10 protein-coding genes are annotated in these 14,596 nt (G+C 71.1%); 4 read left to right on the forward strand and 6 right to left on the reverse strand.

The window, feature by feature from the left end:
• Positions 1-26: 26 nt before the first annotated feature.
• Complete coding sequence (locus tag ACQPYZ_RS32820; RefSeq protein WP_433162875.1) at positions 27-695, reverse strand: hypothetical protein; 669 nt, start codon at positions 693-695, stop codon at positions 27-29.
• A 33-nt stretch (positions 696-728) separates the two neighbouring features.
• Between ACQPYZ_RS32820 and ACQPYZ_RS32825 the strand changes: the two genes are divergently transcribed.
• Positions 729-1,625, forward strand: a complete 897-nt coding sequence (locus ACQPYZ_RS32825) for an A/G-specific adenine glycosylase (protein WP_433162876.1) — start codon at positions 729-731, stop codon at positions 1,623-1,625.
• 37 nt (positions 1,626-1,662) lie between these two features.
• Here the strand turns inward: ACQPYZ_RS32825 and ACQPYZ_RS32830 are convergent, their stop codons facing one another.
• Both ACQPYZ_RS32830 and ACQPYZ_RS32835 read right to left on the reverse strand, forming a co-directional pair.
• Entirely contained in the window at positions 1,663-2,613 is a 951-nt protein-coding gene (locus ACQPYZ_RS32830; protein WP_433162877.1) for a DivIVA domain-containing protein, read from the reverse strand.
• Positions 2,614-2,685: 72 nt separating this feature from the next.
• Entirely contained in the window at positions 2,686-4,668 is a 1,983-nt protein-coding gene (locus ACQPYZ_RS32835; RefSeq protein ID WP_433162879.1) for a kinetoplast-associated-like protein, read from the reverse strand.
• Positions 4,669-4,786: 118 nt separating this feature from the next.
• Here ACQPYZ_RS32835 and ACQPYZ_RS32840 point away from each other — a divergent pair, with 118 nt between their 5' ends.
• The 3 genes from ACQPYZ_RS32840 to ACQPYZ_RS32850 all read left to right on the forward strand — a co-directional run bounded on the left by ACQPYZ_RS32840 (position 4,787) and on the right by ACQPYZ_RS32850 (position 9,408).
• On the forward strand, positions 4,787-7,618 hold the full coding sequence (locus tag ACQPYZ_RS32840) for a hypothetical protein (protein ID WP_433162881.1): 2,832 nt from the start codon (positions 4,787-4,789) through the stop codon (positions 7,616-7,618).
• Positions 7,615-8,130 (forward strand): hypothetical protein, encoded by a 516-nt coding sequence (locus ACQPYZ_RS32845; RefSeq protein WP_433162883.1) that lies wholly within the window; start codon positions 7,615-7,617, stop codon positions 8,128-8,130. The genes ACQPYZ_RS32840 and ACQPYZ_RS32845 overlap by 4 nt, the downstream gene beginning before the upstream one ends.
• Before the next feature lie 105 nt (positions 8,131-8,235).
• A complete protein-coding gene (locus tag ACQPYZ_RS32850) occupies positions 8,236-9,408 on the forward strand; it encodes a hypothetical protein (protein WP_433162884.1) in 1,173 nt (390 codons plus the stop codon).
• A gap of 100 nt (positions 9,409-9,508) precedes the next feature.
• Here the strand turns inward: ACQPYZ_RS32850 and ACQPYZ_RS32855 are convergent, their stop codons facing one another.
• The 3 genes from ACQPYZ_RS32855 to lysS form a co-directional block, all read right to left on the reverse strand.
• Positions 9,509-12,055 carry an ATP-dependent Clp protease ATP-binding subunit gene (locus ACQPYZ_RS32855; protein ID WP_433162886.1) on the reverse strand — a complete coding sequence of 849 codons (2,547 nt, stop codon included), beginning with the start codon at positions 12,053-12,055 and terminating at the stop codon, positions 9,509-9,511.
• Positions 12,056-12,403: 348 nt separating this feature from the next.
• On the reverse strand, positions 12,404-12,736 hold the full coding sequence (locus ACQPYZ_RS32860) for a histone-like nucleoid-structuring protein Lsr2 (protein ID WP_433162887.1): 333 nt from the start codon (positions 12,734-12,736) through the stop codon (positions 12,404-12,406).
• Positions 12,737-13,034: 298 nt separating this feature from the next.
• Positions 13,035-14,555 (reverse strand): lysine--tRNA ligase, encoded by a 1,521-nt coding sequence (gene lysS, locus ACQPYZ_RS32865; protein WP_433162889.1) that lies wholly within the window; start codon positions 14,553-14,555, stop codon positions 13,035-13,037.
• Positions 14,556-14,596 lie beyond the last annotated feature (41 nt).

A 14,596-nucleotide genomic window follows, 5' to 3' on the forward strand; every position in this document is an offset into this window, starting at 1 on the left:
CGCCTCGCGGTGGCGGGAGGTGGGGATCAGACGACCTGGAAGGCCTGCACGGTCGACGCGCGGCCGTCGTACTCGGCCTTGACGACGTACGTCCCGGGCTTGGCCACCGGCTGGCCGGGCAGACAGCCGGGACCTGAGCGCCGGCCGTTCCATGGCACCGTCGACGCAGCTTGCTTGCCCTCGGCAACGACTAGCGTGGCGCGCTGGATCGCCTGCCCGCAATGGGTCGTCGTCCAGATCAGGTCGTTGCCGGACATCACCGTAACGGTCAGGGTCCCGGACTCGACCGCCGCCTTGCACTCGTCCGCGGCCGGCTCGAGCCGGACGACGAAGTTCAGCGCCGACCCGGACGCGATCTTCCGGTGGGCCGGCAGGACGTCGACCCGGACATCGGAGCCCTCACACTTGGTGTCCTGTGGCGGCGTGGTGGTCTTGGCCGACCCCTCGGACTTCTTGGTCCCCGACGGCGTACTGGACGAGGTACCCGACGGCGTACCGGTCGGCGTCGCCGGCGGGGCGGACGTGGGGTTCTGCTCCGGGCCCGAGGCAGCCGTGTTCTGCGGGTCCTCGCCGCCGCCTCCGAACAGGCGGAGGACCAGGAAGAGCAGCAGCGCCAGGACGGCGAGCACCAGTCCCCGGCGGAACCAGTACACGCTGGCGGGCAGATGCCCGACCGGACGGAGCAGGCTGCTCATGAGGCTGACCTTAGTGTCAGGATTGTCCCCACCATGTCAGGCTCGCCGCTCCCCGGCCCAGCTGCCGCGCTGCACGGCCCCGTGCTCGCGTGGTACGACGCCAACGCCCGGGTGCTGCCGTGGCGGGAGCCGGGCGTGGGTGCGTGGGCGGTCATGGTCAGCGAGTTCATGCTGCAGCAGACGCCGGTCAACCGGGTGCTCCCGGCGTACCGGGCGTGGCTGGAGCGGTGGCCCAAGCCGGTGGACCTGGCCGTAGAGCCGCCAGGCGAGGCTGTGCGGGCCTGGGACCGGCTCGGGTACCCCAGACGTGCCCTCCGGCTGCACGCGGCGGCTCAGGCGATCGTGGAGCGCCACGGCGGCGACGTACCCGACGACCACGAGGCGCTGCTCGCACTGCCCGGTGTGGGCACGTACACGGCGGCTGCGATCGCGTCCTTCGCGTTCGGCCGGCGGCACGCGGTCGTGGACACCAATGTGCGCCGGGTGCTCGCGAGAGCCCTCACCGGCGTCGCACAGCCGACCGTCTCGCCGACTGCGGCCGATCAGCGGCTCGCGGTTAGCGCACTGCCCGATGACGAGCCGACCGCCGCCCGCTGGGCCGTCGCGTCGATGGAGCTCGGTGCACTGGTCTGCACGGCCCGTACGCCGCGATGCGGCGACTGCCCGATCCGCAGCCGGTGTGCGTGGGTCCTGGCCGGCAGTCCGCCGTACGACGGCCCGCCGCGTCGCGGGCAGACGTACGAGGGCACCGACCGCCAGGTCCGCGGGCGCCTGCTGGCCGTACTGCGGGCTGCGGCGGACGACGTACCGAAGAAGACCCTGGACGCGTGCTGGCACGACGCAGCGCAGCGCGAACGCGCGCTGGACGGCCTGGTGGCCGACGGGCTGGTCGAACCGCTGCCGCGGTCCCGCTACCGCCTGCCGAGCTGAAAGGCCGGCCCGGCACCCCGGACCGGCCTCACAACCTTCAGTTCTTCTTGCTGCCGCTGGTGGCCTGCTCGTCGTCGTCGGTCAGCAGGTCGAGCGGCATCGCCGGGCTGCCGGACAGCGTCGCCAGCATCTGGCGGACGTTGGTCAGCTGCGCGTTGATGCTGTCCCGGCGCTGCGTCGCGGCGGCGAGCTCGCGCTCGGACTCGGCCCGGATCCGCTCCGCCTTGTCCTTCGCGGCGGCGACGATCTCCTGGGCCTGCCGGTTGGCGTCGGCCAGCTGCTGCTGGGCGAGCCGCTCGGCCTCGGACCGGGCGCGGTCGGCCTCACGCTGCACCTGAGCAGCGCGGTCGGTGACGGCGGCCAGCTGCTGCTCGGCCAGCGCGGTCCGGGCGGCGAACTCCTGCTCGACCTTGCCCCGGCGCTCGGCCAGGGTGGTCTCGAAGGCGGCCGCGGCCTGGGCGGACTTGGCCCGCTCCTGCTCGTACAGCGCCTGGGCCTCGCTGCGCCGCGCGGTGGCGTCGCGTTCGGCCTCGTCCCGCATGTCGTCGGCCTGGGTGCGCGCCTCCTCGAGGATGCGGGCGGCCTCGGCGTCGACCTCGCTCTTCCAGTCCAGGGAGTACTGCTCGGCCTCCTTGCGGACCTTCTTCGCGTGCGCCTCGGCGTCGGCGACGATCGCCTCGGCGTCGGTGCGGGCACGGGTGACCAGGTCACGGGCCTCGTCGTCGGCCAGCGACAGGATCTTCGCCACCCGCTCACCGAACTCGGTGAACGTCGGCGCGCGGTCCTTGCTCTCCTCCTGCGCAGAGATGACAGCCGACTCGGCGGCGTCCGTCCGGGTCTGCAGCTCCTGCACGTGCCGCTGCAGCTGCTCGGACTGCTGCTGCAGCGCGGTCAGCGAGGTGGTCAGCTCACGGATGTGCTGGTCCACCTGGGCAGGCTCGTAGCCACGCAGAACGGTGCGGAACGGGGTTGGGCTTTCACTGCTCATGTTTTCTGATGCTCACTTCGGTGGGTGGGTGGATCACACATTGTCACTGACAAGGATCTGACTGTCACGTCCTCATCCTGATTCCCCCGTGGAACCCTCACTGGACGACATTCCACCACCTGGACGGAACCCCGGTACAGCGAGTGCCTCGATCACACCCGAAAGCTGGGTGAGCTCCTTGGTGATCTCATCACGGCGCTGGTTCAGCGCCGCGACCCTCGCCTCGGCGTCGGCGAGAAGTTTTCGGGCCTGGACCCGCAGGTCGTCGGCGTGCTCGCGCGCCTGCGCCTCGATCTGCTGGGCCTCGGCGCGGGACTTGCGGATCAGGTCGTGCGACTGCCGCTGGGCGTCGGCCAGGTCGTTGGCGGCGCGCTCGCGCAGGACCTGGGTGCTGGCCTCGGCCTCGGCCTCGCGGCGGTTGGCCCGCTCGACGATCTCGCGGGCCTCGGTCTGGGCCGCGCCCTTCAGCCGGTCGGCCCGCGCCTGCGCCTGGGCGGTGACCTTGCCGGCCTCCTGCCGGGCGGCGGCCAGGGTGGCCTCGGCCTGCTCGGTCGCGGTCGTCAGCGTGGTCTCGGCGAGCGTGGTCAGCTCGGCGTTCTCGCGGGCGATCGCGTCCTTGGTCTGCTTGAGCCGGCTGGTGGTCCGGCCGACCACCCGGCGCAGGTGCGCCCGCTTGTGCCGCAGCAGCTCGGCCGCGTCCGCCGCCGCCTGCTCCCGGATCGTCTGCGCCTCGGTCTCGGCCGCGCCGATCAGGTCGTCGACCGTCTTCCTGCTCCAGGCGGTCTGCTTCTCGGCCTCCGCCAGCGCCGCCTCGGCCGCCTTGTTCGCGTCCTCGACGATCCGCTGCGCCTCGGCGGTGGCGGTCCGGCGGTCGGCCTCGATGCTGTCCACGACCAGCTTGGCCTGGGCCCGGGCGTCGGCCATCAGCTGCTCGTTGCCGGCCTCCGCCTCGGCCTTCCGCTCGGCGATCTCGGCGACCGCCTCGGCCCGCAACTTGTCGATCTCGAGCGAGATCGCGGCCAGCTTGGCCCGCTCGGTCTCCTCCAGCTCGGCGGTCCGGCGCTCCAGCTCGGCCCGGTTCTCGCCGCGGAGCCGCTCGATCTCGGCGTGCGCCTCGGCGATCTGCACGCGGGACTTCTCCCGGGCCGCCTCCACCTCGCGCTCGACCGCGGCGCGCAGCTCGGCGGCCTCGGTCTCGGCGCGGGCGATCAGCTCGGCCTCGTTGCGGACCGCGGCCTGCGAGACCAGCGCGGCCTGCTCGCCGGCGTCCTTGACCAGTTGCTGCGCCTCGCGGCCGGCCCGGTCGACCGTGTGCTGCGCGGACTCCCGGGCCATCCGGGCTTCCTCGAGCAGCTCGTCGGCCTCCTCCTTCAGCCGGGCCGCCTCGGCCTCGGCCGCCGCGATCCGCCGGTCGGCCGCCGCCTGCGACTCGGCCCGCAACCGGTCGGCGGCCGCCTGGCTGTCGCGCCGCAGCTGCTCCGCCGCGGCCTCGGAGTCGGCCCGGCGCTTCGCCACCTCGTCGGCGACGGCGGCCCGCAACTGCTCGGCCGCGGACTCCGACTCGGTCTTCAGCCGCTCGGCGATCGCGGTCGCCTCGGCTCGGACCCGCTCCGCTTCCGCGGTCGACTCCTGTTGCAGCTTCTGCGCGGCCGCGGCGGCATCGCGTCGTACCCGGTCGGCTTCGGCGGTGGACTCGGCCCGGAGACGCTCGGCCGCGGACTCGGCCTCGGCCCTGACCCGCGCGGCCTCCTGCTCGGACTCGGTCCGGAGCTGCTCGGCGGCCCGCTCGGCGTCGTTCAGCAGCCGCTGCGCGGCGGACGTCGCGTCGGCGCGGAGCTTCTTCGCGGCCTGCTCGGCCTCGGCCTGCAGCCGCTCGCTCTCGGCGCGGACCCGGTCCGCCTCCTCGCGGGCGAGGTCGTTCTCGTACTCCGCCTGCTCGCGCAGGGTGTCCGCGATCCGCTGGGCCCGCTCCAGGACACCACCTGCTTGCCGCACGCCGAAGGAACCGGTGTCGGCGACCGGTTCCTGGGTCAGGGGCAGACGCGGGGCGTCCATGCGACGAGATGATTCCATCCCCGGCCCCCTTTCCGACAGTCCGGGTCCCATCAGCGTGGTCACAGCGTTACAACGCGGTACCGAGCGAGAGGTAACTGTGGCGGGTAACGTCACTCTCGTGCCGCTGCGCGATCTTCCCACCGAATCGAAGGCCGCGGCGGCCCTTCTCCGTACCGATCTGATCACCCATCGCAGGACGATACGACGATCCGGACGGCACGGTGTGGTGCTCGCGTGTCTGGCCGCCGGTACGGCGTTCGCAGTCCTCGTCCCGGGGTCGCCGGGCACAGGCTGTTACCTCTGGCGGGCGACCACGCAGCCGATCACGGGCCGCGGCGCGGCGGTCGCCGTACCGGTCGTGATCGTGCTGCTCGTGCTCGCGGATCGCTTGTCCGCGGACAGATTCCGGTTGCGCCGCCAGGTCCGGGCCGTCGGTACGGCGGCCGTCGCGCTGACCACCCTCGCGGCCTGGACCGGGTTCGCCGCGCAGGGCCGGCCGAGCTGCACGACCTCACCGGCTGTGATCGGCACGATCGTCCTGGGGATGCTGGCGACCGGCGTCGCCGCGCACTGGGCGACCCGGTCGACGACTCCGTGGACCGTGGCCGACGAGGCCTCGGACGACGTCTCCACCGAACCGCTCAACCAGTCCGAATTGCGGGCAGTCTTCGTCCGGCTCGGCGCGGAGGTCGACGCGTGGACGCCTTTTCGCTTCCGGATGTTCGCCTTCGCGTCGGGCACCCTTGCCGTCCTGCTCGTGCTGTCCACCGTCCTCCCCTGGCGTGAACTGCTCGATCCGGTCGCGCTCGGGCCGACCGCGGCGGAAGCCGGTCTAGCCCGGTCTCAACTCTGGGAGATTCCGTCCGCGCGGGTCTGGGGCTACCTCGTCTGCGGGTTGGCGTTGGCGACGCTCGTCTCGTCCGGTCTGGTCCGACGAGCAGCCGCCACGGCCACTGGTTCCGTGGTGGTCGCGGGACTGCTGACCAACCTGTTGTGGCTGCCGCCGACGTTGGGGTCGGGTGTCGGCTACCGGCCGGCGATCGGAGCCTGGACCGCCCTCGGGCTCGGCGTGCTCCTGGTGCTGGCCGGTCTGTGGGGTGCACGCCGGGCGGTGGTCATCGGGGCGGCGGTGGTCGGCGTGGTGGCCGGAGTGCTGGTTCCGTCGGCGACCGGAGCGCCGTACCGTCCGTCGGTCGAGGCCGGAGTGCCGCATCGCCTGCTGGACCTGCAAGGCGGGCAACTGGTCGATCGACTCGGGATGCGGGTCGCCATCGGCACACCCAACCCGTTGGACTCGGTGGCCGGATCACTGGACGGAGAGGCCGGGCAGTGGTTGCTGGGCCGGACCGGCTCGGAGAGCTCGACGGTGTTCGCGTACGACGACGGCGTCGCGCTGCCCCAGGTCACGCTCAACCACGGTCCCCCGCCGCCCGCACTGTGGGGCGTCACCGGCAACCGCATGATCCTGCTCGCCGGCGGCGCACTCGGCCGGCCATGGGCGATCCTGTCGGTGCCGCTCGACCTCGTCAGCGCCGACATCAGCCTGAGCCACAAGAACCCGGACGGGTCGTACTACGTGACGCCCGGCGTCGACATCCTCGCGACCGGCCGCGGGCCCGCTCGCAGTCAGCGCAACGCGGACCGCTCGATCGTCCTCTGGGGACCCACGACCACCTGGCAGCTCCCGGCGCACCAGCTACGCAAAGGCATGCAGCTGCAGGACTTCCAGGTCGACCCCGGCGCGGGCGCACCGGGCCACCCGGTCTCCGTCGGTCCGGACGGGACGACGGCCTGGCGGACGAGCGAGACCGGTCTCGCGATGGTCTGGCCAGGTGGTCCTCCGCAGCAGCTGACCGGCGTGGCGCCGGCGGGCTGTGTCCTGAGCAGCGACGCCGCGAGCTCGTCCCTCAGCGCCGACGCCTTCGCGGTCGACGTACGCGGCAATCTCTGGCTGGGCGGTGGCGCGCCGGCCTCGGTCATCACGCCGGACGGCGTACTGCGGAAGCTGCCGGGTGGTGCAGACGGCGTCGAGAGCATCGAGGCCCGGCCGGACGGATCGGTCCTGCTGGGGACGTCACCGGGTGGAGGCGACCAGATCCTGCGGATTCCCGACGCGGCGGCCGCGGCGGCGTCGTACCCGGCTGCTCCGCCGCCGTCGCCTCGCTGCGACCGCCGTAGGCCTGTCGACGGTACGACGTCCTTCAAGGCGTCGACGGTGTCGCGGGTGCCGGAGGTGGACCCGAAGCTGGGGGCCTCCGGCGTACGCACGCAGTTGGGGCTGGACGCGGCCGGACAGTTGGTGCGCATCCGGTTGCCGTTGACGGCTCGGGCGATCGCTCCGGACGGGCAGGGTGGCGTCTGGTGGACGGTCGCCGGTCGTCGGTCGACCGAGAGCGCCGTCCATCTGTCCGGCGGCGTGACGACCGTGGTGCGGGATCCGCAGCCGGCACCGGCCGACCAGAAGCTGCAGTCCGCCGCGGCGTCCGGGGACCGGTTCGTGACCGCGGTCGGCCCTGGCTCCTACAACTTCTACGGACCGGGCCGCGCCGTACGCCGGGTGCAGGTCGAAGGCGAGCTGCGGCCGGGCGGCTTGGTCCAGCTCCCGTCAGGTCAGGCGGCGATGGTCCTCGGCGAGCAGCTCGTGCAGGTCGCCGGGGACGGCCGCACGACGGTCCTGCTGGGCGGTACGGCGACCGGCTGGCCGATCTCGGCGGCCGGCGTACCGGTGTCGCAGCGCACCGCCGACGGCACCTGGTTCACCGGCCCGGACGGCCGGCTCTGGGGGTACGACGGAAGCCACCTGGTCCGCGTGGACGCGCCGGGCCGGGTCACTGTGCTCGCCGGACCACGGCAAGGCGTTCCCCAGGCCGCGGACCAGCTGACCGTGATCGGCCAGGCCCTGTACTTCCAGCTGGGCACCGACCTCGTCCGGTTGGAGGCGGCCTCGTGACGGAGTTTCCGGACGAGGAACTGCCTCGCCGGCTGGACGCCGCTGAGGCAGCGCTCGCGCGGTCGGAGCACCGGTGGTTCGGTCGGGTCACGCTCCTGGCCGCCTTGGCCACCGGGCTGACGCTGCTACTGCCTTGGACCTACACGCGCCGCTACGGACTCTCAGTTTGGCAGTTGGGCATCGAGACGCAGCCGACGCTGGCTCTCACCTGCCTGGCCGGGATCGCGGCCACAGTCGTCGCACTGACCCTGAAGCCGGGCACGGGCGCTCAGGTGGCCGCAGGTGTCACCGCCGTCGTCGCGCTCTGCTGCCTCGTTCTCGGCTGGCGGGTCACGAACCTCGAGACGCTGGACGACACCTGGGCGGGCCCGGGTCCGACGTTCACCATCGCCACGTCGGTGGTGTGGCTGCTCGCCGCCGCCGCCCAACTCGTTGCCCAGAACAACAAACCCGCCGAGCCCGACCAGGCGGCCGTCGCCCGCGCGATCACCCGGCTACGCCGGACCCGCTGAGCGCGGGTGACATCACTCCCCGGAGGGAGACGGAACACTCTCGCGGCTGAGGTCCGCGGTGGTGCTCCGGCCGGACAGTGAGAGCACTGACGGCTGGAGGAAGCGATGAGCGATGTTGGGGTCCGGGATCGAACCCGGAGCGTGGTGCCGGTGCTGGTGGCAGCGCTGTCGTTGGTCTACGGGATCGCCGGGCTGGCCTGGCTGCTCGGCGCGGACGGGTACGCGTTCGGCCCGGTTCCGCCCGACGGCGAGCGGCTGTCCCTGCTCGCGCAGGTGCCGGACCGGGTCGGCGCCGGGCTGATCGCCGTACTCGGGTTCCTCGGTGTTCCGGCCGCGATCGCGCACACCCGGACGGAGTGGAGTACGACGGCGTACCGGCCGCTGCTCGGGTTCACGGCGGTGCAGGTGCTCGTGTTCGGGCTGCTGGCGCCGAGCGTCACGGTGGTGATCATGACCGGCTACCTGCTCGTGCTGATCGGTCTCCCGGCGGGCGTCGTGTGGTTGGTCGTCGGGGCCTGGAGGCAGCCGGCGACCAGGGTCCTGCTGATCGGGCTGGTGGTCGTCCTGGCCGGGTTGGAGGTGACCACCGGGATCTTCGACTGGGCCGCCTTCCGCGAGGTGGCCGTCGGCATCGGCGGCGTACCGGCGAAGGTCGGGACCACGCCGCTGTTCGTCACCGGGGCGTTCCTGCTGGGTTGCGGGTGGGCGGTCCTCGGTGTCCGTGGACTGCGCAGCGCGCGCGGGCGATGCCTGCGGTGCGGGCGGCCGGGCGCGAACTGGACGCGGCCGGAGTCGGCCCGGCGCTGGGGGTTCTGGGTCACGATCGTGGCGGCGCTCTGCCCGATGCCGTACGCGCTGCTGCGGATGACCTGGCTGCTGCCGAACCCGATCGGTTTCGACGCCGACGACCTGAACGCCGAGCCGGGGATCAAGCTCTTCGGCCTCGGGCTCGGCCTGATCGCGCTCGCCGCCGGGATCGTCACGCTCGGCCTGATCCGGCCGTGGGGCGAGGTGTGGCCGCGGTGGATCCCGGTCGTCGCCGGGCGGCCGGTGCCGATCAAGGCCGCCGTCGTCCCGGGCGCGGCGGCCGCCACCCTGCTCCTGGTCGGCAGCGCCTCGCTGATCGGCCTGCTCTGGAACCCCGAGGCGTCGCTGGGCGAGAACCTGCTCTTCCAGCTCGTCCTGCCCTTCCCGATCTGGGGAGCCGCCGTCGGCCTGGCCACCGCCGCCTACTACTACCGCAGGCGAACCGCCTGCACCAGCTGCCAGCAAGCCTGAGCACGCAACACCGACTCCCCGGGCTGCAACCACTGCCCGGGCTGGGAGCAGCAGAAGGCCCCGCGCGGGGAGCGCGGGGCCTTCTGCGGGGTTGATGCGGTTACGAGTCCTGCACGCCAGAGGCGGTGCCGGGGCCGGCCGTCAGGTCGGACAGCTCCAGCTCGGGCGAGGTGGACTTCGGCGTCCCGGTGAAGGTGAAGTACTCCGGCAGGCCGTCCTCGCCCACCGTGCCCTCCGGCGCCACGTCGACCAGGACGATCTGGCCGGAACGCAGGTCCCCGAACAGGATCTTCTCGGCCAGCACGTCCTCCACGTCGCGCTGCAGTGCGCGGCGCAGTGGGCGGGCGCCCAGGACCGGGTCGAAGCCCCGCTTGGCGACGAGTTCCTTCGCCGCCGGGGTGAGCTCGATGCCCATGTCCTTGTCCTTCAGCCGCTCCTCCACCTGGGCGACCATCAGGTCGACGATCTTGACGATCTCTTCCATGCCGTGCTGGTGGAAGACCACGATCTCGTCGACGCGGTTCAGGAACTCCGGCCGGAAGTGCTGCTTGAGCTCCTCGGTGACCTTCGCCTTCATCTTCTCGTACGAGCCGCCGGTGTCGTTGGCCTGCGCGAAGCCCAGGGAGACCGCCTTGGCGATGTCCTTGGTGCCCAGGTTCGTGGTCATGATGATCACGGTGTTCTTGAAGTCGACCACGCGGCCCTGGGCGTCGGTCAGGCGACCTTCGTCCAGGATCTGCAGCAGCGAGTTGAAGATGTCCGGGTGGGCCTTCTCCACCTCGTCGAACAGCACCACGCTGAACGGCTTGCGGCGGACCTTCTCGGTCAGCTGGCCACCCTCTTCGTAGCCGACGTACCCGGGAGGCGAGCCGAACAGCCGGGAGGCGGTGTGCTTCTCCGAGTACTCCGACATGTCGAGGCTGATCAGCGCGTTCTCGTCGCCGAACAGGAACTCGGTCAGCGCCTTCGACAGCTCGGTCTTACCGACGCCGGACGGGCCGGCGAAGATGAACGAGCCGCTCGGGCGGCGCGGGTCCTTCAGGCCGGCGCGGGTCCGCCGGATCGAGCGGGACAGCGCCTTGACCGCGTCGGTCTGGCCGATGTACCGCTTGGCCAGCTCCTTCTCCATGTCGAGCAGCCGGGACGACTCCTCCTCGGTCAGCTTGAAGACGGGGATACCGGTCGCGGTGCTCAGCACCTCGGCGATCAGCTCCTCGTCAACCTCGGCGACGACGTCCATGTCGCCGGCCTTCCACTGCTTCTCCCGCTCGCCCTTGGCGTTGATGAGCTTCTTCTCGTCGTCGCGCAGGCTCGCGGCGCGCTCGAAGTCCTGCGCGTCGATCGCCGACTCCTTCTCCCGGCGCACGTTCGCGATCTTCTCGTCGAACTCGCGCAGGTCCGGCGGAGCCGTCATCCGGCGGATCCGCAACCGGGCGCCGGCCTCGTCGATCAGGTCGATCGCCTTGTCCGGCAGGAACCGGTCGGAGATGTACCGGTCGGCCAGCTGGGCCGCCGACACCAGCGCCGGGTCGGTGATGGTCACCCGGTGGTGCGCCTCGTAGCGGTCGCGCAGACCCTTGAGGATCTCGATCGTGTGCGCGATCGACGGCTCGGCCACCTGGATCGGCTGGAACCGGCGCTCCAGCGCGGCGTCCTTCTCGACGTACTTGCGGTACTCGTCGAGGGTGGTCGCGCCGATGGTCTGCAGCTCACCGCGGGCCAGCATCGGCTTCAGGATGCTCGCGGCGTCGATCGCGCCCTCGGCCGCGCCGGCCCCGACGAGGGTGTGGATCTCGTCGATGAACAGCACGATGTCACCGCGGGTGCGGATCTCCTTGAGCACCTTCTTCAGGCGTTCCTCGAAGTCGCCGCGGTAGCGCGAACCGGCCACCAGGGCGCCCAGGTCGAGGGAGTAGATCTGCTTGTCCTTCAGCGTCTCCGGGACGTCACCGCGGACGATCTGCTGGGCCAGACCCTCCACGATCGCGGTCTTGCCGACGCCCGGCTCACCGATCAGGACAGGGTTGTTCTTGGTCCGCCGGGACAGCACCTGCATGACCCGCTCGATCTCGGTCTCGCGCCCGATCACCGGGTCGAGCTTCGATTCGCGGGCGGACTGGGTGTAGTTCCGGCCGAACTGGTCGAGCACCAGCGAGCTGCTGGGAGCACCCTCGGTGGCACCGGCTCCGGCCGACGCCGTCTCCTTGCCCTGGTACCCGCTCAGCAGCTGGATGACCTGCTGACGGACCTTGTTCAGGTCCGCGCCGAGCTTGACCAGGACCTGCGCGGCGACACCCTCACCCTCGCGGATGAGGCCGAGCAGGATGTGCTCGGTGCCGATGTAGTTGTGGCCCAACTGCAGGGCCTCGCGCAGGGAGAGCTCCAGCACCTTCTTGGCGCGTGGGGTGAACGGGATGTGCCCGCTCGGTGCCTGCTGCCCCTGGCCGATGATCTCCTCGACCTGGGAGCGGACGGCCTCGAGCGAGATACCCAGGCTCTCGAGAGCCTTGGCGGCGACACCCTCACCCTCGTGGATCAGGCCGAGCAGGATGTGCTCGGTCCCGATGTAGTTGTGGCTGAGCATCCTGGCCTCTTCCTGAGCCAGGACGACTACCCGACGGGCGCGGTCCGTAAATCGTTCAAACATCGCCAAAGCGCTCCTTGCCTCAGAGGAGTCGGACGTGCCGTGTAGGCCGACCCCCGTACATGCATGCTAGTCCCCGGTGCCGACAGGCTCGCTCTCGGCGAACAAATGCTCACCGCGCGGCCGGCCGCCGAACAGGCATCACAAGGGAACAACCCCGCGGTTCGCCCCGGTGTTCCCGCCCGGGCCGACTCACCGGGCCTGTTCGCCACCAGCGAATTCCCGCGGTTGCCTGCCGCCGCAGTGATCCTTCGCGACACGCCCGGGGCCGGATGCGTCCACACTGTGAAACAACCGGAATGCGGACGGTCCCGGCACCCATGCAGGGGCCGGGACCGGCGGTCGTGCGAATTACTTGGCTTCGTTGTACGCCGCGCGCACCTCGGCGGAGATCCGGCCGCGCTCGCTCACGTCGTACCCGTTCTCCTTCGCCCAGGCCCGGATGTCGGCGGAGTCCGACGCCGACCGGCCCCGGCCCCGCGCCCGGCCCGCGCCGCCACCGCGGCGGCCGGAGACCCGGCGCGCCGAGCCGACGTACCCGGCGAGGGCGTCGCGCAGCTTGGCGGCGTTCTTCTTGGACAGGTCGATCTCGTACGTCGTTCCGTCCAGGCCGAAGGTCACGGTCTCGTCGGCCTTACCGCCGTCGAGATCGTCCTCGAGAACCACCTGCACCCTTTGCGCCATCGATGACAGTCCTTTCCGCGCCCGTCACCGGGCCGCAATCCCCCTGCCGTTTTCGTCACCTGATTTGTACCGCACAAACCGGCTTCGTGTCATTCACATCCCACAATGAGCGGGAAAGATGTGACTAAACCGTCGGTACGGCGTGCCGCCGGTCAACGCTGTGCAGCCGTCGTGACCTTGAGTATTCACCGGCGAAACCGGCCGGACCAGAAAGCGGCGCTATCCGGAATACGGGACCCCGGCATTTGCAGTGACCGTCCGTTGTGCTATGCAACGATCCTGCGACCGATTCGCGGAATCACTCCGGGCGGAGCAACGGGAAGAGAATCGTCTCCCGGATACCGGCCCCGGTGAACAGCATGATCAGCCGGTCCAGGCCCATCCCCATACCACCGGCCGGGGGCATCCCGAACTCCATCGCACGCAGGAAGTCCTCGTCCAGCTCCATCGCCTCCGGGTCGCCGGCGGCGGCCAGCAACGACTGTGCCACCAAGCGTTCCCGCTGGATCACCGGGTCGTTCAGCTCCGAGTAGGCGGTGCCCAGCTCGACCCCGTTGACGACCAGGTCCCAAGCCTCGACGAGCCCCGGAATTTCCCGGTGCGGCTTCGCCAGTGGCCGCGCCGACTCCGGATAGTCGCGCACAAAGGTGGGCTGGATCAGCGTGTGCTCGACCAGCTTCTCGAACAACTCGACGGCGATCTCACCGGCATTCCAGCCCGGCTGCAGCTCGACGTCGTGCTGCTCGGCCAGCTTGGTGAGTGTGGCCACGTCGGTGCCCACGTCGACGGTCTGGCCGACCGCTTCGGAGACCAGGCCGAAAAGCGTCGCGTGCCGGAACGGCTGGTCCAGGTCGATGACGGATCCGTCGCGCGCTGTGATCACCGACCGGCCGATCGCGTGCGCGGCGTTCCGCATCAGCTCGGCGAACAGTTCGGCCATCGTGTCGTAATCGCCGTACGCCTGATAGGCCTCGATCATCGAGAATTCCGCCGAGTGGGTGGAGTCCAGCCCCTCGTTACGGAACGTGCGGCCGATCTCGTAGACCCGGTCGACGCCGCCGATCATCGCCCGCTTGAGGTCGAGCTCGAGCGCGATCCGCAGCTTCATCTCCTGGTCGAACGCGTTCAGGTGGGTGGTGAACGGCCGGGCCGCGGCGCCGCCGTTGGTCAGCTGCAGGACGGGGGTCTCGACCTCGACGAAGTCGTGCCCGTCGAACGTCGCCCGCAGTGACTTCAGCACGGCGGCCTTGGCCCGGACCATCTCACGGGCCTCGGCCCGGACGATCAGGTCGACGTACCGGAGCCGGACCCGGGCCTCCTCGTTCAGCGGCCTGTGCTCGTTCGGGAGCGGGCGCAGCGTCTTGGCGGCCATCTGCCAGCCGGTCGCCTGCACGGACAGCTCGCCCCGGCGGCTGGTGACCACCTCGCCCTGGACGGCCAGCAGGTCGCCGATGTCGACCAGCGCCTTGAAGCGGGCCAGCTGCTCCTCGCCGAGGTCGGCCAGCGACAGCATCACCTGGAGCTCGGTCCCGTCGCCCTCGCGGAGCCGGACGAAGCACAGCTTGCCGGTGTTGCGCAGGAAGATCACCCGGCCGGCCACCGAGACCTGCTCGCCGGTCCGGGTGTCGGGCGCCAGCTCCTGGCCGTCGTACGTCGCCCGCAGGTCCTTCAGCAAGTGCGTCCGGGGCACCGAGATCGGGTACGGCTGCACACCCTCCGCCAGCAGGCGGTCACGCTTCTCCCGGCGGACCCGCAGCTGCTCGGGCAGGTCGTCCTGCCCGCTGTCGGGGTTCACCGGGTCCACGTGTGCATCAGTCATGCCCCAAGGCTAGTGACTGAGCACCTCCTCGGCCGAATCGT

It is taken from the genome of Kribbella sp. CA-247076 (assembly GCF_050942445.1).
Lineage (GTDB): Bacteria > Actinomycetota > Actinomycetes > Propionibacteriales > Kribbellaceae > Kribbella.